Here is an 18,424-nt window from a genome sequence, read left to right as displayed (position 1 = left end):
CTCGTCCTCACCCACCACGAACACCACGGACGCTACTGAGAAAACCTCATTGGGGCGCTGGCGACTCAGGTCAGCAGCGGAGTGAGCAGCGTGCGCTGGTCCTTCGGCACGTATTCCGCGTAGTTGTCATACAGCGCTTGACGCGCCAGCCGCGCCGCCGACTCCCCGTCGGCGGCGCGGATCGCGTTCAGCACCTCTTCGTGATGCCGCAGCCACGAGCGCATCAGCGTGCCGCGGTCGTTGGCGTGGCTGAGTTTGTCCTCGATCAATTCCAGGACGACGCCGCGGACCACTTCGCCGCTGACGACCAGAAGCGGATTCCGTGACACTTGGGCAATCACGTCGTGGAATGCGACGTCCGCACGACTGAATTCCGCGTATCCGTCCGCTGTCGCCATTCCTTCCAACGCGGTGTCGAGCGCGGTCAAATCCTCGGCGGTGCGCAGTTCCGCGGCCAGCAGGTGCGACGATCCGTCCAGCACCATCCGGAATTGCAGCAGTTCCGCCAGCCCGACGTGTTCCGCCCGCGCCAGCCGGTGCATCGACCGGTGCAGGGCGCCCGGCGACGCGGCCAGCACCTCGGGCCCGCGCGGATCGCCTGGTCGCGACCGGATCAGTTCGGCGGCCTGCAGCACTCGCAGCGCCTCGCGCACGGTCGAGCGGCCGACGCCGAACTGCGTCATCAGCTCCCGTTCCCCGGACAGCCGGTCACCGGGTTTGAGGCGGCCGCTCACCACGGCCTCCTCGATCTGCTCGACGATCCGCTCGTAGGCGCGGACCGGAGCCACCGGTTCGAACTTCATCTTGACCTCGGTGTCTGCCGGATGCGAGTCTGCTGTCAGGGTTACTGGTCTGACCAGTGTACTGAGTCGGAGGCGGCGTGGGCTTATCATCGCGACAGCTAGCTCGCGACGCCGACTGGGTGCGGGTATCCCGCAGGGCACAGGAGGCGGAATGAAAGCCCGGAGCACTGCCGCGGCACTGGCGCTGCTGCTCGTGACGTCCGGCTGCTCGGCAGGCTCCAGCGCGAGTGTTTCCCCAGGTCCAGACACACTTTCCGTCGGCTACACAGCGGAGCCGGCGAACTTCGACTTCACCCGTTCCGACGGCGTGGCCATCCCGCAGGCGCTGCTCTACAACGTCTACGAGGGCCTGGTGAAGCTCGATCCGCAGGGCCGGATCGTGCCGCTGCTCGCGAAGTCCTGGACGATCAGCCCGGACCGCAAGACGTACGACTTCCAGCTGCAGCAGGGCGTGAAGTTCAGCAACGGAGCGCCGTTCACCGCCGCCGACGTCCAGTTTTCGCTGATGCGGGTGAAGACGGACTGGACGATCTCGCTTAAATCGGCGATGGACGTCGTGGACCACGTCGAGGTCGTCGCGCCGGATCACGCTCGCGTGGTGCTGTCGAAGCCCAGCAACGGCTGGCTGTTCAGCCTCACCAGCAGGCTCGGCGCGATGTTCAGCCCGACCGGCGTCGCGGATCTGGCGAACCATCCGGTCGGCACCGGTCCGTACGAGGTGGCTTCGCGCCGGCGCGGCGATTCCATTGTGCTGCGCGAGAATCCGCAGTACTGGGGCCGGAAACCGGCTTATCGCACGGTGGTGCTCAAGTACTTCGCCGATCCGACCGCGCTCAACAACGCCTTGCTGTCCAACGGAATCGACGTGATCTCCAACCTCACGTCGGCCGATTCGATCCCGCAGTTCCAGGGCGACGACCGGTTCACCGTGCAGCAGGGCACCACGAACAGCGAGGTCACGCTGGCGTTCAACGGCCGTCGGGCGCCGCTGAACGACGTGCGCGTCCGGCGTGCGCTCACTTATGCGATCGACCGGAAAGCCGTGCTGGACCTGGTCTTCAGCGGTCGCGGCACGCTCATCGGCAGCATGGTTCCGCCCACCGACCCGTGGTACGAGGACCTGTCGAAGGTCTATTCCTACGACCCGGCGAAGGCGAAGCAGCTGCTCACCGAGGCGGGCGTGCACGATCTCAAGCTGCGGCTGCGGATTCCGAACCTGCCGTACGCGGTGTCGGCGGCGCAGGTGGTGCAGTCGCAGCTGGCGGACGTCGGCGTCACCGCGACGATCGAGCCGCTCGACTTCCCCGCGGTGTGGCTCAAGCAGGTCTTCACCGACCACGACTACGACCTGTCGATCATCCAGCACGTCGAAGCCCGCGACATCTCCACGTTCGGAAAACCCAAGTACTACTGGGGTTACGACAACAAACACGTGCAGCAACTGCTCGCGGCGGCGGACAGCGGCACGCCGCAGGAGCAGGTGAGCGACATGAAGGAGGTCGCGCGGCAGCTGAACACCGACGCGGCCGCGGACTGGCTGTTCCTGTTCCCAAACGTCGTGGTCGCCAAGAAGAAGGTGACTGGACTCGCGCGGAACCAGGTCAGCGAGTCGTTCGACCTGACGGCGGTGAGGCCGGCATGACCGCGCGCGTGCTGCGGCGGGTGGCCGTGTTCGCGGCGAGCCTGTTCGTGGCGTCCATCGTGGTGTTCCTGTTCATGGCGGTGCTGCCGGGCGACCCCGCGCAGGTCGCTTTGGGTGTCAACGCGACGCCGGAACTGCTCGCGAAGACCCGCGCCGAATTCGGCATCGACCGGCCGCTGGTCGAGCAGTACCTGAGCTGGGTGGGTGGAGTGCTGCACGGCGACTTCGGCCGGTCGTACGTCACGCGCGAGGCGATCAGCCCGCAGCTGGTGGACCGGCTCGGCGTCACGTTGTGGCTGGTCGGTGCGGGAATGATCGTGGCGCTGGTGATCGCGTTGCCCGCTGGCGCGTTCGCCGCGGTGCGGCATCGGAAGGCCAGCGGTGTCGCGGTTTCCGGGCTGTCGCAGGTCGGTGTCGCGATCCCGGCGTTCCTCGCGGGCATCATCCTGGTGCAGATTTTCGCCGTACAGCTGCGCTGGCTGCCGAGCGGCGGATGGACGCCGCCGGACCAGGACGCGGGCGAGTTCCTGCGCGGACTGATCCTCCCGGCGTTGTCACTCGGCCTGGTGCAGGGCGCGGTGCTCACGCGATACGTCCGCTCGGCCGTGCTCGACACGCTCGGCCAGGACTATCTGCGCACCGCCCGGTCCAAAGGCTTATTGCCTGGTCAGGCGCTGTTCCGGCACGGGCTGCGCAACGCGTCCGTCCCGGTGGTCACCGTGCTCGGCCTGCAGCTGACGACGCTGCTGATCGGCGCGGTCGTGGTGGAGCGCGTGTTCGTGCTGCCCGGTCTCGGCAGCATGCTGCTGGACGCGGTCGCGCAGCGCGATCTGCTGACGGTGCAAGGGATCGTGCTGGTGCTGGTGGCCGGGGTGCTGCTGGTGAACTTCGTGGTCGACGTGCTGTATTCGGTGCTCGACCCGAGACTGCGGGGGTCCTGATGCGCCGCAACGGAAATCTCCTGCTCGGCGGGATCCTGGTCGCGCTTGTCGTACTGGCCGCGCTGGTGTCGTTCGTCTGGACGCCGTACGACCCGGTGCAGGTCAACGCGGCGGACCGGCTGCTGGGCTTCTCGGCCGAGCATCTGTTCGGCACGGACAAATTCGGCCGCGACGTCTTCAGCCAGATCCTCGTCGGCGCGCGGACCACGCTGTACGTCGGCGTGGTCGCGGTCGGCATCGCGGCGGTCATCGGCACGCCGCTGGGCGTGCTGGCGGCGATGGCGCCCCGGTGGCTCGGCGAGTTGGTGATGCGGGTGAACGACCTGGTCCTCGCGTTTCCCGCGCTGCTGCTGGCGATCATGTTCGGCGCGGTCTTCGGCGCGGACACGCTCACCGCGATGGTCGCCATCGGCATCGCGACCATCCCGTCGTTCGCCCGGATCGCGCGGTCCGGGTCGCTGCAGGTGATGAGCAGCGAATACGTGCTCGCCGCCCGGGCCGGCGGCCGGTCGCGGACGCGGATCGCCTGGTCGCACGTGCTGCCGAACATCGGCGGGTTGCTGATCGTGCAGGCCTCGGTGTCGTTCGCGATCGCGGTGCTGGCCGAGGCGGCGCTGTCGTTCCTCGGCTTCGGCACGCGGCCGCCGACGCCGTCGTGGGGCCGGATGCTGCAGGAATCCCAGGAATTGCTCACCGCGCATCCGCGGCTCGCGCTGGTTCCGGGCGTCGCGATCGCGGTGGCCGTGCTCGGATTCAACCTCCTCGGCGACGGTCTGCGCGACCGTCTCGACCCCCGATTGGCGGCGCGGGTATGACGCTGACGGTGGAAAACCTGCAGGTCGCGGACCTCGTGCGCGAGGTTTCGTTCGAGCTGGGTGCGGGCGAGCGGGTCGGGTTGATCGGCGAATCCGGGTCCGGGAAATCGCTCACCGCGCTGTCCGTGCTGGGCCTGCTTCCGGAAGAACTGTCGGCCACCGGCTCGGTGCGGCTGGACGGCCAGGAGTTGCTCGGCGCGTCGGAAAAGGAGCTGTCCCGGTTGCGCGGCAACGGGATGGCGATGGTGTTCCAGGAGCCGATGACCGCGCTGAACCCGGCGATGCGGATCGGACGGCAGGTCACCGAGCCGTTCCGGGTGCACGGCCGTCGCGGGCGTCCGGCGGAGGAACTGCTGGCCGCGGTCGGCTTGCCGGGCGTCGCGCGGGCGTATCCGCATCAGCTGTCCGGCGGGCAGCGGCAGCGGGTGGTGCTGGCGATCGCGCTGGCCAACGACCCGGCGCTGCTGATCTGCGACGAGCCGACCACCGCGCTGGACGTCACCGTGCAGGCGCAGATCCTCGGCCTGATTCGCGAGCGATTGTCGGCGGAGAGCTCGCTGCTGTTCATCACGCACGACCTGGCGGTGGTGGCGCAGATGTGCGACCGGGTGCTGGTGATGCTCGACGGGTCCATTGTGGAGCATGGCTCGACGCGGGAGGTGCTGACCGCGCCGAAGCATGCCTATACCCAGCGGTTGCTCGCCGCCTCTGATCTGGAGGGTGCGCGATGATCTCCGTACGGGACTTGGAGCGGCGGTATACGCGGCGGGACGTGCATGCGTTGCGTGGCTTGAGTTTCGATGTTTCCGCTGGTGAGCGGTTTGGAATCGTCGGCGAATCCGGGTCAGGGAAGTCCACCCTGGTCCGGCTGCTGGCCGCGCTGGACCGGCCGACCGCGGGCACGGTGTCGTTCCAGGGGAAGCGGATCGACTCGTTGCCTGAGCGGAAGCTGCGGTTCCTCCGCCGGGAAATGCAGATCGTGTTCCAGGATCCGATGGGCTCGCTCGACCCGCGGATGCGTGTGCGGGACATCGTCTCCGAACCGCTCGGCCGACGGTCGCCGGAGCGGGTGGCGGAGCTGCTGGCCGCCGTCGGACTGCCCGAGGACGCGGCGATGCGGTATCCGCACCAGTTCTCCGGCGGGCAGCGGCAGCGGATCTCGATCGCCCGCGCGCTCGCGCCGAACCCGAGCGTGCTGATCGCGGACGAACCGGTGAGCGCGCTGGACGTTTCGGTGCGCGCGCAGATCCTGGACCTGCTGGCCCGGCTGGTCGACGAGTTCTCGCTGACGTTGATTTTCGTTTCGCACGACCTCGGCGTGGTGCGGCACGTGTGCGATCGCGTCGCGGTGATGCGGCGCGGCGAGATCGTGGAAATCGGTGCGGTGGAGAAGGTTTACGCCGAACCGGAGCACGAGTACACCCGGGAACTGCTGGCCGCCGCGCCGAATCTGCGGACCGAGCTGGCCCGGTTGAAGGGAGAAACGGATGCCTGACTACCCGGACGGCTTGCCGATCGGTCCCGGCTGGGTGTCCACAGTGGATATCGCGGATGTCGTGTTTCCCTATGACGGCAGCGTGATCGGCACGGCTCCGGCCGGCACTGCTGCGCTGGCTTCGCGGGCCATCGATGAAGCAGTAGCAGTGGCTCGCGAAGTTGCTTCGCTGCCTTCGCGCACTCGCCGGACTCTGCTGAACGACGTGGCTTCAGCGGTGCGCGAGCGTCGAGTGGAGTTTGAGCAGCTTCTCGTGCTGGAAACTGGGAAACCGCTGGTCGATTGTCAGGTAGAGGTCGCGCGGACGATCGTTACCTGGGAAGCCGCGGCCGAGGAAGTGTCGCGGCTGCACGGCGAAACTGTGCCGCTGGACCTGCTGCCGTCCGGGGACGGGCTGGTCGGGTTCTGGAAGCGCAAGCCGATCGGCGTGGTGGTCGGGATCGCCGGGTTCAATTACCCGCTGCTGCTGGCGTCGCACAAGATCGCGCCCGCGATCGCCGCTGGCTGTCCGGTGGTGGTGAAGCCCGCGCCGCAAACCCCGCTGGCGACGCTGTGGCTGGTGCACCTGGTCCGCTCGCTGACCGATCTTCCCGCGATGGTTCAGCTGCTCACCGGAGACGCTTCGGTCGGATCAGCGCTGGTCAGGGATCGGCGGATCGGTGCGGTGTCGTTCACCGGCTCGGCCGCCGTCGGTCATCAGATCGCCCGGGACGCCGCGCCGACGAAGACCCTGCTGGAGCTGGGCTCGAACGCCGCACTGGTGGTCGCCGAGGACGCTGACCTCGATGCTGCCGCCGATGCCGTGCTGCGCGGCGGGTTCTACGCGTCCGGTCAGGCCTGCATTTCCGTACAGCGCGTGCTGGCCGTGTCTTCGGTGGCCGCGGAGTTCACCGACAAGGTGCTCGCGCGGCTCGGCGAAGTGACCGTTGGTGATCCGCGTTCTCCCGACATCCGTGTATCGGCGCTGATCGATGCACGCTCGACCGCCCGGGTCGCCGAATGGGTCGACAAAGCGATCGCGGCAGGAGCACGGCTGCTTGCTGGCGGTTCGGTGCGCGACGGCGTGCTGGAGCCGACGGTGCTCGCGGACGTCCCGGACGGCGTCGAATGCTGGGACGAGGAGATCTTCGGCCCGGTCGTCTGCCTGCGCACGGTGTCCGATGTGGACGAAGCGTTCGCCGCGGTCAACGCGTCGCGGTACGGCTTGCACGCGAGTGTGTACAGCCGCTCGCTGAAGACCGCGTTCCGCGCGCTGGACGAGCTGGAGGTCGGCGGGGTAGTGGTGAACGAGGTGCCGGGGTTCCGGTCCGACACGATGCCGTATGGCGGGGTCAAGGACTCCGGGATCGGCCGCGAGGGGCCGCGATTCGCCGTCGAAGAGCTGACCGTGACCAGGATGGCGGTGCTGCGCCCGTGAACTACGCCGGACTGTTCCGCATGGACGGCCGCCGCGCCGTCGTGCTCGGCGCGGGCAGCGGGATCGGCCGCGAGGCCGCCCGAGCTCTTGCCGCACACGGCGCGTCGGTGATCTGCGCGGACCGAGACGTCGCTGCCGCCCGGGAGACCGGCGTCGGCGAGGCGTACGAGATCGACCTGCTCGCGCCCGGTGCCATCGCTGCCGCCGCCACCGACCTGGGCCCGCTGGACGCCGTCGTGCTGACCGCGGCCACGAACGTCCGGAAACGCCTGCTGGACTACACGCGCGAAGAGTTCGACCGCGTGGTGGAGCTGAACCTGGGCGTCGCCTTCGAGGTGCTGCGCGCGTTCGGCGCACCGATGGTCGAGCAGGGCCGGGGAAGCATCATCGGCTTCTCCTCGATCCGCGGCACCACCGTCGAACCCGGCCAAGGCCCGTACGCAGCAACGAAAGGCGGCCTTGTGCAGCTCTTCCGCACTGCGGCCGCTGAGTTCGGACCGTCCGGCGTACGCGTCAACGCCATCGCCCCTGGCGTTGTAGAGACGCCTTTGACCGCACAAATCAAAGCGCGCCCCGACTGGTACGACGCCTATGCCCAGAAGGGCGCTCTCGGCCGCTGGGCGCGCGCGGACGAACTGGCCGGCGCCGTCGTGTACCTCGCTTCGGACGCTTCAACCTTCGTCACCGGCTCAGTGCTGGCTGTTGACGGCGGCTGGACCGCAGTCGACGGCCGCTTTGACCCACCCGCTTCGTGAATCGGAGGTTCCACTAGTGACCGAACTGGCCGACCTGACGGCTAACGAGCTGGTAGCCGGGTACCGCGCGCAGACGTTCTCGCCGGTCGAAGTCACCGAAGCGGTCCTCGCGCGCATCGATGCCCGCGAACCCGAGCTGCACGCTCTGTACGCGTACGACGCAGCTTCAGCGCGCGAAGCAGCGAAGGCGTCCGAAGCACGCTGGCACGCTGGCGAACCCTCCGGTGCCATCGACGGCGTACCGTTGACACTGAAGGAAAACATCGCCTCCTACGGCGTCCCCACACCGCTAGGCACTGCCGCTACTTCCTTAACACCCGCAGCCGCTGACGCCCCCGCCGCAGCCCGCGTACGCGAGTCAGGCGCAGTACTGCTGGCAAAGACGACCATGCCCGACTACGGCATGCTCACCTCAGGCCTTTCAAGCTTCCACGCCGGTTCGCGCAACCCGTGGGACGTCACGCGCACTCCCGGCGGTTCCAGCGCAGGAGCCGCCTCCGCAGCCGCCGCAGGCTACGGCCCCTTGCACGTAGGCACCGACATCGGCGGCTCGATCCGCCTCCCCGCCGGTTGGTGCGGCCTAGTCGGCCTGAAACCCAGCTTCGGCCGCGTACCAGTCGATCCGCCCTTCCTCGGCCGCGTCGCCGGACCCCTGACCAGGACCGTCGCCGACACCGCCCTGCTGATGAGCGTCCTGGCCCAACCCGATCCGCGGGACCACCTCAGCCTGCCGCCAGCGTCGATCGACTGGCTCTCCCTGAGCAGTTCGCTAGATGGCCTGCGCATCGGCCTGCAACTGGACCCCGGCGTCGGCCTCCCCGTCACTTCGGAGATCGCCGACGCAGTCACCGCCGCCGCCGCTCTGTTCTCGTCCGCAGGCGCGATCGTGGAGCCTGTCGCCCCGTTCCTGACTCGCGACCACCTGGACGGCCTGGACATCTTCTGGCGAGTCCGCGCCTGGTCGGACATGGCCGCGCTGACGGAAGACCAACGCGCCCAAGTCCTGCCGTACATCGCGGATTGGGCGGCCGGGGGCGCGAGCGCGTCCGGTGTGGACACTTACCGCGGTTTCGCCGCCATCGACGCGATCAGCGTGGCCGCCCTGCGCGCGACCGAACCGTACGACGTGGTCCTGTCGCCGACCTGCCCCGTGCTGCCGCCGCCTGCGGACTGGCCGTCCCCGACGAACGACCCGACGCGGCCGTTCGAGCACATCGCTTTCACCGTGCCGTACAACATGTCCGGCCAGCCCGCGGTATCTCTGAACTGCGGTTATACCCCGGAGGGTTTGCCGATCGGCCTGCAGATCACGGGACGCCGGTTCGCGGACCTGGAGGTCCTGCGGGTCGCGGCGGAGTTCGAGAAGCTGCGTGGGGAGCAGCTTCCTTGGCCGGTCAGCTGAGCAGGTTTCCGCTCAGCGCTTCGCCTGCTCTTCAAGCTTGCTCAACCAGGCGTCGAAATGAGGGCATCGGCTCTTCAGGCCAGCCACCCCGAGTTCGGCGATCGCCAACGGGCCTTCGATCACTTTCTGGTAGCCGGCGCAATAGCGAAGGAGGCGTTTGGAAGGTGCCGTCTTCGCTCCTCCGTTGACCAGTTCCGGGCCTCCGGCGGCATCGCAGTCGGCGCGGAGCTGCTCGGCCAGGTGCGGTTCGCCTCTCAGTTCGCTCAGCTGCTCAGCGGCCGCGAACACCCAGGATTCGAGTTCGTGCAAGACCAGATGCGGGAGAAACCGCCGGTCCGGGACGGCCGCCGCGATCTCGCGTTCAACGTGCTCGACCTGCCTCCCGGCCGGGCCTGCCGGAAGGTCGGAAACTCCCGGTGCGTCGGCGGGGAAGCCGTAGAAGTCGAAGATCGTGGTCAAGGCGGTGAGCGACTTCTGTCCGAGCAAGTACTGGATCTCCCGGTGAATCTTCGCCCAGGAAGAAACGCCGCCGCGGTGCGTGACGGACGAGGTCTGTGTTCGTACGACCGACACGGTGACAGTGGCCCAGCCAGCCTCGCGTAAGTGATCGACCAGAAGCTCCTGCGCGACTGTCAGTTCCGACTGCCCTTCGACCAGTAAGTGAAGGCGGTTGGGATCAGTCATTCAGGACGCTGCCCCTCGAGCCGGGCTGTCCGCCGATGAGGTTCTTCTCCCACAGTTCGCCAAGCGAGTAGTCCTCGAGCCACGTGCGCAGCGCTTCGGGGTTCGGCTTCGCGAAGGAAGAACTGCCGTCGTGTTGTTCGACCACGATGAGGTCGTCGACGGTGAACTGATTCATGAGCGTCACCGATTGGGTCGCGATCAGCACCTGGCTTTGTGCCGCAGCGCGGCGAAGCATGTCCGCCAGCACGACAATCGCGTAGGGGTGCAGACCCAGCTCCGGTTCGTCCAGGACGACCAGTCCGGGCAGCTGCGGCTGCATCAGCAAGGTGGCCAGGCAGACGAATCGCAATGTTCCGTCGGACATCTGCTCGGCGGAAAAGATCCCGTCGAGTTCTTTGTGGACCCAGCGGAGCCGGACCCGGTCGGTTCCGTATTCGTCGTCGAGAACGAAATCCTTGAAAAACGGGGCGACCAGCCGGATCGTACTGGTGATGCGACGGTAAGCCGCTTTGTCCTCCGGCCGTTCGCTCCGCCGCAGCCTCAGCAGAACGGGCGCGAGGTTGGCGGCGTCGTCCCGGAGAGCGAGGTTGTCCGCGGTCGGGGCTTGACGCTTGACTGGCGCGTCCCGGCTCGTGTCGTCGAAGTGATAGACCCGGCAGCCCTTGAGCACGGTGTGAATGAGTTCCGCGGCCTCGTCGTGGTCGTCTACAGCTTGGTCGAGTCGCGACTCGCGATGCCCCTGGCCGAGTGCGTGCCGGTACGGCGATTCGGGAGTGGTCCTGCTGATCTCCTCCAGATCGAAGATCAGCTCGTCGTTGGCCGCGGGGGCCAGGCGAATGCGATAGTTCGCCGGCGACATGTCGAGATCCAGTTCGATGCCGGACAGGGCAGTTCCTTTGTAGCCCATTTCGGCGGCCCCGCCATTGAGCCCGACATGCAGCCCGAGATCGCCGTCGACAATGCTGCTCAACAAGCCGAGCGCCTGGATGAAGTTGCTCTTGCCCGCGCCGTTCGCGCCGACCAGCACGTTCAGGCTGCCGAGAGGCACACGTGCCGAACGGATCGAGGTGAACCCCTCGATGGTGATCGCGTTGAGCGAGTGCCGAGCCATGCGCACACTGTACGGCCGCGCCCCGGTGACCGGCCGCGTTACTTCGCCCCGATCGCCTCCGCCAACGCCAGCACCCGCCGTGCGTTCTCGACATGCAGGTTCTCAATCATCCGCCCATCCACAGTCACCACTCCGCGTCCCTCGGCCGCAGCCTCCTCGAACGCCGCGATGATCCGCTGAGACCGGTCGATCTCCTCCTCCGAAGGCGCGAAGACCCGGTTGCAAGGCTCCACCTGCGAAGGATGGATCAACGTCTTCCCGTCGAACCCGTACTGCCGCCCCTGCAAGCATTCCGCCTCGAACCCGGCCGCGTCCTTGACGTCGTTGTAGACCCCGTCCAGGATCACCTTCCCGGTCGCGCGAGCAGCGAGCAGACACAGCGAAAGCCCGCCCAGCAACGGTCCCCGGCCCGGCACGAACTCCGCGTGCAGTTCCTTCGCCAGGTCGTTCGTGCCCATCACCAGCACGGTCAACCGTTCCGACGCGCCCGCGATCTCCGCGGCGTGCAGCATCGCGATCGGCGTCTCGACCATCGCCCAGATCTTCGTGTGTTCCGGCGCTCCGCCAAGCTCCAGCGCGCGCTCGATGTTGTGCACCTCAGCCGCCGAGTTCACCTTCGGCACCACCACGGCTGCGGGACCGGCGGCAGCCGCGGCGCGCAGGTCGGCGTCGTGCCATTCGGTGTCCAGGCCGTTGACTCGGATGGTCACTTCGCGCGAGCCATAGGTGCCGACAGCAGCGCAGACCCGTTCCCGCGCGGCTTCCTTCGCGTCCGGCGCGACGGCGTCTTCCAAGTCCAGGATCAACGCGTCCGCGGGCAGCGTCTTCGCCTTCTCCAGCGCGCGTTCGTTCGCGCCGGGCATGTACAGCACGGACCGCCGCGGGCGGAGTTCGGTCATGACTGGATCTCCTTCGTCGCGGCGTCGTACGCGGCGGCCAGTTCGGGGTCGTCACCGGCCAGTTCGTCAGCCAGTTCCACGACCACCCGGCACTGTTTGACCGAGGCGTCGTCCTGCATTTTCCCGTCGATCATCACCGCGCCGGTGCCGTCGCCCATCTCGGCGATCACGCGCCGGGCCCACGCCACATCCGCGGGGGACGGCGAGAAAACCTTCTTCGCGATGTCGATCTGCACCGGGTGCAGGCTCCACGCGCCGACGCAGCCGAGCAGGAACGCGTTGCGGAACTGGTCCTCGCACGCCACCACGTCGCGGATGTCGCCGAACGGTCCGTAGTACGGAAGGATTCCGTTCATCGCGCACGCGTCGACCATCCGCGCGACCGTGTAGTGCCACAGATCCTGCTGATACGTCGTGCGGCCCTCGTTGAGGTCGTCGCCGACCGGGTCGGTGCGCACCAGATATCCCGGGTGGCCGCCGCCGACTCGGGTCGTCTTCATCCGGCGGCTCGCGGCCAGGTCAGCCGGGCCCAGTGAGATGCCTTGCATGCGCGGCGAGGCGCCGGCGATCTCCTCGACGTTCGCCACGCCGCTCGCCGTTTCCAGGATCGCGTGCACCAGCAGCGGTTTCGTCAGCCCGGCCCGCGCTTCCAGTTGCGCCAGCAACCGGTCGACGTAGTGAATGTCCTGTGCGCCTTCGACCTTCGGGATCATGATCACGTCGAGCTTGTCGCCGATCTCGGTGACCAGGGTGATCAGGTCGTCGAGCACCCACGGCGAGTCGAGGCTGTTCACCCGCGTCCACAGCTGCGTGCGGCCGAAGTCCGTCGCTTTCGCGATCGACACCAGCCCGGCGCGCGCGGCTTCTTTGCGGTCGGCGCGGACCGCGTCCTCGAGGTTGCCCAGCAGCACGTCGGTCTTCTTCGCGATGTCCGGGACCTTCGCGGCCATCTTTTCGTTGCCCGGATCGAAAAAGTGGATCATGCGCGACGGCCGCACCGGGATCTGCCGCGGCGGCTGCGGCGCTCCTACGGCGAGCGGGGCGAAGAAGTCCTTCGGCGAGCGCATCCTGGTCCTCCCGGCGGGTACTTGACCGACGGGTAACCCTAAACCGGAGACCCGAACCCCCGCTGCGGCGAAGCTCACCCGCCATCCGGGTGACGCCGGTGACCAGGGGAAGTCCACTGTGGAACCCGGTTGATTAGGCCGATCGGAGTAAGGCGTTGCGCCGCCTGCCTCGCCCCCGCGCGGGTGGCGCGCCACCCAGGGGAAGCGCTCCGTGCGCACCACTCACCCCCGGCTCACTCGGTTGGCCGCACGGTCGGGCTGAAGTCGAACGACCGCCTACCGACCGGTCACCGACCGCTGAGCGCCGCCGATCGCACGCGGCCGGGCAACCCGGAGACCTCGCGTCTTTGCCCTGGTACTCAGTTCATGTACCGGTTTTCGCCGGTACTTGAGGAACAGGTGCTTGAAGGAGGCGGACTCGTGGCGGCTACCCCACAGAACACCGAGCGCTCGACGGTCGCCGGCGGTGCGAAGCGCAGCCGGACGACGGCGAGCCGGGTGCTGCCGCCGATCGAGCTCCCCGCGAGCGTCGACGAGCTGGCGCGCAAGGCCGCGGCCCTTCTGGGCTGGAACGGCGTGGTGCTGCCCGCGACGACCCTGCTCGGCCGCAAGGTCAGCATCGTCGCGAAGCTCAAGACCGACGTGCACGCGGAGCGGATCGCGATGGGTGTCGGTCCCGTCGCCGATCGCGCCCTCGTCGACACCTGGACCTGGCCAGAGCTGGCCGCGACCGCACCCGCGCCGGCCGCCGAGATCATCGGCGTCCTCGCGGTCGCCCGGCACTGGCGGACCGCGATGGCCTCCGCGGTGCCCTTTTCGCGCTACGGCGAGGCCGCGATGGTGCTCCCATCGCCTGCCGTGCTGACCGACGACTACGTGACGAACTGCCTGCCGCGCGCCCGCGCCTACGGCCTCGCGGTCGTCACCGCCGACCCGTACGCCACCGCCGACCTCGACCTCGACACCCACCACGACCGGGTGCTGCTGCAGGAGGACCCGGTTTCGCGCTGGGTCAACGAGATGGCCTACGACCTGCTGCTGCGCGAGGACTCCGACGCCCCAGTCCCCGCCGAGGCGGACTGAAGCACCGGCGTCGGTCCGCGCCGCGGCGATAGAGTCGGGTTCATGCGAGTCGTCATTGCTGGCGGACACGGCCAGATCGCCCTGCACCTGGAAAAGCTGCTCGCGCAGCGGCACGACGCGCCAGTCGGCATCGTGCGCAACCCGGATCACGAAGCGGACCTCATCGCCGTCGGTGCCGAGACTGTTGTGCTCGACCTCGAGAAGTCCGATGTAGATGCTGTCGCCAAGGTTCTCGAGGGCGCGGACGCCGCGGTGTTCTCCGCCGGTGCCGGCCCGGGCAGCGGCGAGGGGCGGAAAGACACGGTGGACCGCGGTGCGGCCGTGCTGTTCGCGGATGCCGCGCAGCGCGCTGGCGTCCGCCGGTTCATCCAGGTCGGTTCGATCAACGCGGACAAGGCGGACGACCCCGGCTTCGACCCGGTTTTCGCCGCCTACCTGCGGGCCAAGCGCGCCGCCGAGGAAGACCTCAAGGCCCGCGACCTCGACTGGACGATTCTGCGCCCCGGCCGCCTCACCAACGATTCCGGCACCGGCCAGGTGAAAATCGCGGAGAAGGTCGACGGCGGGGAGATCCCGCGCGAGGACGTCGCCGCGGTGCTGCTGGCGCTGCTCGACACTCCGGCGACGGCCCGGCGCACGCTTGAGCTCGTCTCCGGCGACGATTCCATCGCCGACGCGCTGTCTCGGATCTGATGCGCGACATCGCGGTTTTCAGCGGCAGCGCGCATCCCGAGCTCGCCGAAGAAATCTGCGCCAACCTGGGCGTTCCGCTGCTTCCGGTGGAGATCGACCGGTTCGCCAACGACTGTCTCCAGGTCCAGCTTCAGGCCAACTGCCGCGAGCGGGACGTCTTCCTGATCCAGCCGCTGGTCAAACCGGTCCAGGAACACCTGGTCGAGCTGCTGTTGATGCTCGACGCCGCCCGCGGCGCCTCGGCCGGGCGCATCACCGTGGTGATGCCGCACTATTCGTACGCGCGCTCGGATAAAAAGGACGCGCCGCGGATCTCCATCGGCGGCAGGCTGGTCGCGGATTTGATGGTCACCGCGGGTGCGAACCGCGTGCTCACCATGACGCTGCACTCGCCGCAGGTGCACGGGTTCTTCAGCGTGCCGGTCGACCACCTGCACGCGCTGCGCGAGCTGGCGCGGTACTTCCGGCAGTACGACCTTTCGGAAACCACGGTCGTGTCGCCGGATTTGGGCAACGCCAAGGAAGCCGCGCATTTCGCCCGGCTGCTCGGCACGAAGGTCGCGGCTGGCGCGAAGCAGCGGTTCGCCGACGACCGGGTCGAGATCACGTCGGTGATCGGCGAGATCGCCGGCCGCGACATCATCGTGCTGGACGACGAGATCGCGCGCGGCAGCACGGTGCTGGAACTGCTGGACCGGCTGCGGGAGATGGGCGCGCGGTCGATCCGGGTGGCCTGCACGCACGGGCTGTTCGCCGACGGCGCGCTCAAGCGGATCGGCGGCCAAGAGGACGTGCTGGAGATCGTCTGCACGAACACGGTGCCGGTGCCGGTCGAGGAACGCACGGAGAAGCTGCGGATCCTGTCCATCGCCCCGGCGCTGGCCGAGGCGATGCGGCGAATCCACAATGGAGAGTCGGTCAGTTCGCTGTTCGAGCCGAACTGATCCCGGAACTGATCAGACGCTGCCGAGGACCCGGTCGAGATAGGTGTTGGCGAACGTCCCGGCCGGGTCGCACTCCTTCCGCACCCGCAGGAAGTCGTCGAAGTGCGGGTAGCGGGTGCGCAGCACGGACGCGTCGAGATCGTGCATTTTGCCCCAGTGCGGCCGTCCGCCGACCTGGCCCACGACGTTCTCGAACGCGGCGAAGTACTCGCGATACGGCATGCCGAGGAACTGGTGGATCGCGATGTACGCGGAATCGCGGCCGTTCGCGGTGGACAGCCAGATGTCGTCGGCCGCGGCCACGCGCACCTCGACCGGGAACGCCACCGGATCTTTCAGCCGCGGCACCACTGTCCGCAGTTCGGCCAGCACGTCGAGCACTGATTCGCGCGGGACCGCGTACTCGGACTCCACAAACCGCACGCCGCGATGGGTGACGAAAACGCGGTGCGAAAGATCGCTGTACTCGCGCGGCGACGACACCTGCGAGGCGAACGCGCCCAGCGGACGCACCAGTTTCGGCACCGCGCGGCCGAGCCGGCAGAGTCCGCCGAACGCGACGTTCTCAGTGAGCTCGTAGTCCACGAACTGTCGCAGGCGGGACAATGGTTTCCGCTCGGCGTCCACCGGCAGCCGGTTGTTGCGCTTCACCAACGCCTTGGTGCCGTAGGGAAACCAGTAGAACTCGAAGTGGTCGTTGTTCGCGGCGTTGTCGTCGAAGCCCTCGAGGACCTGCTCCAGCGGCTCCGGGCGTTCCTGCGCGGAGAGCACAAAGGACTGTTCACATTGGAGGGTCACGGTGCTGATGACGCCAAGCGCGCCAAGGCCTACGCGGGCGGCGTGGAACAACTCCGGACGCTCGTCGGCCGAACAACGGACCAGGGAACCATCGGCGAGCACGAGTTCCAGCGCGACGATCTGCGTCGAGATTCCGCCGAAGCGCGCACCGGTGCCGTGCGTGCCGGTGGAAATCGCGCCAGCGATCGTCTGTGCGTCGATGTCGCCGAGGTTCGTCATGGCGAGCCCGAGCGCGTCGAGAGCGGCGTTGAGAGTGCGCAAAGTGGTGCCGGAACGGACGGTGACCTGCTGCGTTTCGAGGTCGGCGCGTTCGATGCCGGTCCACGCGGTGAGGTCGAGCGCGTCGCAATCGGCGGCGGCGATCGCGGTGAACGAATGCCCGCTGCCCCACGCGCGGACGCGGTGCCCCGCTTCGGCGATCCCGGCCACGACCTCGGCGATCTCGGCCGCGCTGCGCGGCCGGTGCACCCGTTGCGGGGTGGCCTTGGCCGTTCCGGCCCAGTTGCTCCACGTCATTGCGGCACCTGTTCTTCGCTGGAAGGTTCCCACGATAGATGCCGGAACCGTAAGTGAATAGTATTCGCGTTTCAAGCGTTGTTGTCGTACCGTAAGTGCGTGACCACCTCAGCGCACGGGTACGACCTCGCGACGAAGGACCTGGATCCGCCGCTCGCGATCGTCGACCTGGACGCCTTCGACGCCAACGCCGACGACCTGCTGCGCCGGGCCGCGGGCAAGCCGATCCGGGTGGTCAGCAAGTCCGTGCGCTGCCGTGCGCTGCTGGAGCGGGCGCTCGCGCGAGACGGCTTCGAAGGCCTGATGTGCTACTCGCTCGCCGAGGCCGTTTGGCACGCTGAGCTGGGCACTTCCGCCGACATCGTGGTCGCGTACCCGACCGCCGACCACGAATCGCTCCGTCGGCTGGCCGCCAGCGAACGCGCCCGCGCGGCGGTCACGATCATGGTCGACTCGACCGAACACCTCGATCTCGTCGACGCCGCGCTCGGCCACGGGCACCCGGACATCCGCGTGTGCCTCGAACTCGACGCGTCCTGGCGACCGCTGCCCGGCGTGCATGTCGGGACAAGGCGTTCGCCGGTGTTCAAACCGGGGCAAGCCGCCGCGGTGGCGCGGAAGATCGTCGCCCGGCCGGGCTTCAAGCTGGTCGGCATGATGGCGTACGAAGGCCAGGTCGCCGGACTCGGCGACGCCGCCGGGAAAGGCCTGCAGAACCGGGTGATCGGCTGGATGCAACGCCGATCCGCAGCGGAACTGGCCCGCCGCCGGAGTGCCGCGGTGCGTGCCGTGCGCGAGGTCGCTGACCTGGAGTTCGTCAACGGCGGCGGCACCGGAAGCATCGAGACCACCGGCGCGGAGAACGTGGTCACCGAGATCGCCGCCGGTTCCGGTTTCCTCGCGCCGACGCTGTTCGACGGCTATTCGCACTTCCGGCCGCGCCCGGCCGCGTTGTTCGCGCTGCCGGTGGTGCGTCGTCCGGCGAAGAACGTCGCGACGCTGTACTCCGGCGGCTACATCGCCTCCGGACCGACCGGTCCGTCGCGCGAACCGTCGCCGTACCTGCCGGAAGGCTTGCGCCTGCTGGGTTTCGAGGGCGCCGGCGAGGTGCAGACGCCGGTGACCGGCGAGGCCGCGCGCTCCCTGCGCCTGGGCGACCGGGTCTGGCTGCGGCACGCGAAAGCGGGCGAATTGGCCGAACGGTTCCTGCAGTACCACCTCGTCCGCGGCAGCCAGGTAGAACGCACCGTCCCGACCTATCGCGGCGAGGGCCAGAACTTCGGCTGACCGCGGGCTGGCGAGCGCCCCAATGAGGTTTTCTCAGTAGGGCTGGGCGGGGTGCGTGTCGTCGGGGGATGA

Annotated in this window: 18 protein-coding genes; 12 read left to right on the top strand and 6 right to left on the bottom strand. The window is 68.2% G+C overall.

The window, feature by feature from the left end; genetic code table 11:
- Nucleotides 1–65 precede the first annotated feature (65 nt).
- The gene (locus ACFORO_RS30475; RefSeq protein WP_377876475.1) at nucleotides 66–803 is read right to left on the bottom strand and encodes a FadR/GntR family transcriptional regulator; all 738 of its coding nucleotides are present in this window, start codon (nucleotides 801–803) and stop codon (nucleotides 66–68) included.
- 151 nt (nucleotides 804–954) lie between these two features.
- Between ACFORO_RS30475 and ACFORO_RS30470 the strand changes: the two genes are divergently transcribed.
- Genes ACFORO_RS30470 through ACFORO_RS30435 form a run of 8 tightly spaced genes read left to right on the top strand, consistent with a single transcriptional unit; the run spans nucleotide 955 to nucleotide 9,270 of the window.
- The gene (locus ACFORO_RS30470) at nucleotides 955–2,445 is read left to right on the top strand and encodes an ABC transporter substrate-binding protein (RefSeq protein ID WP_377876477.1); all 1,491 of its coding nucleotides are present in this window, start codon (nucleotides 955–957) and stop codon (nucleotides 2,443–2,445) included.
- On the top strand, nucleotides 2,442–3,386 hold the full coding sequence (locus tag ACFORO_RS30465; RefSeq protein ID WP_377876480.1) for an ABC transporter permease: 945 nt from the start codon (nucleotides 2,442–2,444) through the stop codon (nucleotides 3,384–3,386). Before ACFORO_RS30470 ends, ACFORO_RS30465 begins: the two co-directional genes overlap by 4 nt.
- On the top strand, nucleotides 3,386–4,201 hold the full coding sequence (locus tag ACFORO_RS30460) for an ABC transporter permease (protein ID WP_377876482.1): 816 nt from the start codon (nucleotides 3,386–3,388) through the stop codon (nucleotides 4,199–4,201). The genes ACFORO_RS30465 and ACFORO_RS30460 overlap by 1 nt, the downstream gene beginning before the upstream one ends.
- Complete coding sequence (locus ACFORO_RS30455) at nucleotides 4,198–4,932, top strand: ATP-binding cassette domain-containing protein (RefSeq protein WP_377876484.1); 735 nt, start codon at nucleotides 4,198–4,200, stop codon at nucleotides 4,930–4,932. The genes ACFORO_RS30460 and ACFORO_RS30455 overlap by 4 nt, the downstream gene beginning before the upstream one ends.
- The gene (locus tag ACFORO_RS30450; protein WP_377876486.1) at nucleotides 4,929–5,696 is read left to right on the top strand and encodes an ATP-binding cassette domain-containing protein; all 768 of its coding nucleotides are present in this window, start codon (nucleotides 4,929–4,931) and stop codon (nucleotides 5,694–5,696) included. Before ACFORO_RS30455 ends, ACFORO_RS30450 begins: the two co-directional genes overlap by 4 nt.
- On the top strand, nucleotides 5,689–7,113 hold the full coding sequence (locus tag ACFORO_RS30445) for an aldehyde dehydrogenase family protein (protein ID WP_377876488.1): 1,425 nt from the start codon (nucleotides 5,689–5,691) through the stop codon (nucleotides 7,111–7,113). The genes ACFORO_RS30450 and ACFORO_RS30445 overlap by 8 nt, the downstream gene beginning before the upstream one ends.
- Nucleotides 7,110–7,868, top strand: coding sequence for an SDR family NAD(P)-dependent oxidoreductase (locus tag ACFORO_RS30440; protein WP_377876490.1), 759 nt, complete (start codon nucleotides 7,110–7,112; stop codon nucleotides 7,866–7,868). The genes ACFORO_RS30445 and ACFORO_RS30440 overlap by 4 nt, the downstream gene beginning before the upstream one ends.
- Before the next feature lie 16 nt (nucleotides 7,869–7,884).
- Nucleotides 7,885–9,270: an amidase gene (locus tag ACFORO_RS30435; RefSeq protein ID WP_377876492.1), complete on the top strand. Its 1,386-nt coding sequence runs from the start codon at nucleotides 7,885–7,887 to the stop codon at nucleotides 9,268–9,270.
- Between the two features lie 12 nt (nucleotides 9,271–9,282).
- Here ACFORO_RS30435 and ACFORO_RS30430 read toward each other — a convergent pair whose 3' ends face one another.
- From ACFORO_RS30430 to ACFORO_RS30415, 4 genes are read right to left on the bottom strand one after another with little or no spacing between them, the layout of a single operon-like run.
- On the bottom strand, nucleotides 9,283–9,954 hold the full coding sequence (locus tag ACFORO_RS30430) for a DUF4276 family protein (RefSeq protein WP_377876494.1): 672 nt from the start codon (nucleotides 9,952–9,954) through the stop codon (nucleotides 9,283–9,285).
- Entirely contained in the window at nucleotides 9,947–11,065 is a 1,119-nt protein-coding gene (locus tag ACFORO_RS30425) for an AAA family ATPase (protein WP_377876496.1), read from the bottom strand. The genes ACFORO_RS30430 and ACFORO_RS30425 overlap by 8 nt, the downstream gene beginning before the upstream one ends.
- 38 nt (nucleotides 11,066–11,103) lie before the next feature.
- A complete protein-coding gene (locus tag ACFORO_RS30420; RefSeq protein WP_377876498.1) occupies nucleotides 11,104–11,964 on the bottom strand; it encodes an HpcH/HpaI aldolase/citrate lyase family protein in 861 nt (286 codons plus the stop codon).
- Nucleotides 11,961–13,031: an HpcH/HpaI aldolase/citrate lyase family protein gene (locus ACFORO_RS30415; protein WP_377876500.1), complete on the bottom strand. Its 1,071-nt coding sequence runs from the start codon at nucleotides 13,029–13,031 to the stop codon at nucleotides 11,961–11,963. Before ACFORO_RS30415 ends, ACFORO_RS30420 begins: the two co-directional genes overlap by 4 nt.
- Before the next feature lie 420 nt (nucleotides 13,032–13,451).
- Here ACFORO_RS30415 and ACFORO_RS30410 point away from each other — a divergent pair, with 420 nt between their 5' ends.
- From ACFORO_RS30410 to ACFORO_RS30400, 3 genes are read left to right on the top strand one after another with little or no spacing between them, the layout of a single operon-like run.
- Nucleotides 13,452–14,114 carry a hypothetical protein gene (locus ACFORO_RS30410; RefSeq protein ID WP_037809258.1) on the top strand — a complete coding sequence of 221 codons (663 nt, stop codon included), beginning with the start codon at nucleotides 13,452–13,454 and terminating at the stop codon, nucleotides 14,112–14,114.
- A 42-nt stretch (nucleotides 14,115–14,156) separates the two neighbouring features.
- The gene (locus ACFORO_RS30405) at nucleotides 14,157–14,807 is read left to right on the top strand and encodes an SDR family oxidoreductase (protein ID WP_377876502.1); all 651 of its coding nucleotides are present in this window, start codon (nucleotides 14,157–14,159) and stop codon (nucleotides 14,805–14,807) included.
- Nucleotides 14,807–15,751: a ribose-phosphate diphosphokinase gene (locus tag ACFORO_RS30400; RefSeq protein WP_377876504.1), complete on the top strand. Its 945-nt coding sequence runs from the start codon at nucleotides 14,807–14,809 to the stop codon at nucleotides 15,749–15,751. Before ACFORO_RS30405 ends, ACFORO_RS30400 begins: the two co-directional genes overlap by 1 nt.
- Nucleotides 15,752–15,763: 12 nt before the next feature.
- Here ACFORO_RS30400 and ACFORO_RS30395 read toward each other — a convergent pair whose 3' ends face one another.
- Nucleotides 15,764–17,065 carry a D-arabinono-1,4-lactone oxidase gene (locus ACFORO_RS30395; protein ID WP_354736050.1) on the bottom strand — a complete coding sequence of 434 codons (1,302 nt, stop codon included), beginning with the start codon at nucleotides 17,063–17,065 and terminating at the stop codon, nucleotides 15,764–15,766.
- 99 nt (nucleotides 17,066–17,164) lie between these two features.
- Here ACFORO_RS30395 and ACFORO_RS30390 point away from each other — a divergent pair, with 99 nt between their 5' ends.
- Nucleotides 17,165–18,352, top strand: coding sequence for an amino acid deaminase/aldolase (locus tag ACFORO_RS30390; protein WP_377876507.1), 1,188 nt, complete (start codon nucleotides 17,165–17,167; stop codon nucleotides 18,350–18,352).
- Nucleotides 18,353–18,424: the final 72 nt, after the last annotated feature.

The sequence above is a fragment of the Amycolatopsis halotolerans genome, from assembly GCF_042647905.1.
Classification (GTDB): Bacteria; Actinomycetota; Actinomycetes; order Mycobacteriales; family Pseudonocardiaceae; genus Amycolatopsis; species Amycolatopsis halotolerans.
Note: the sequence above shows the minus strand (reverse complement) of the source record. Positions and strands in the feature narration are given on the sequence as shown.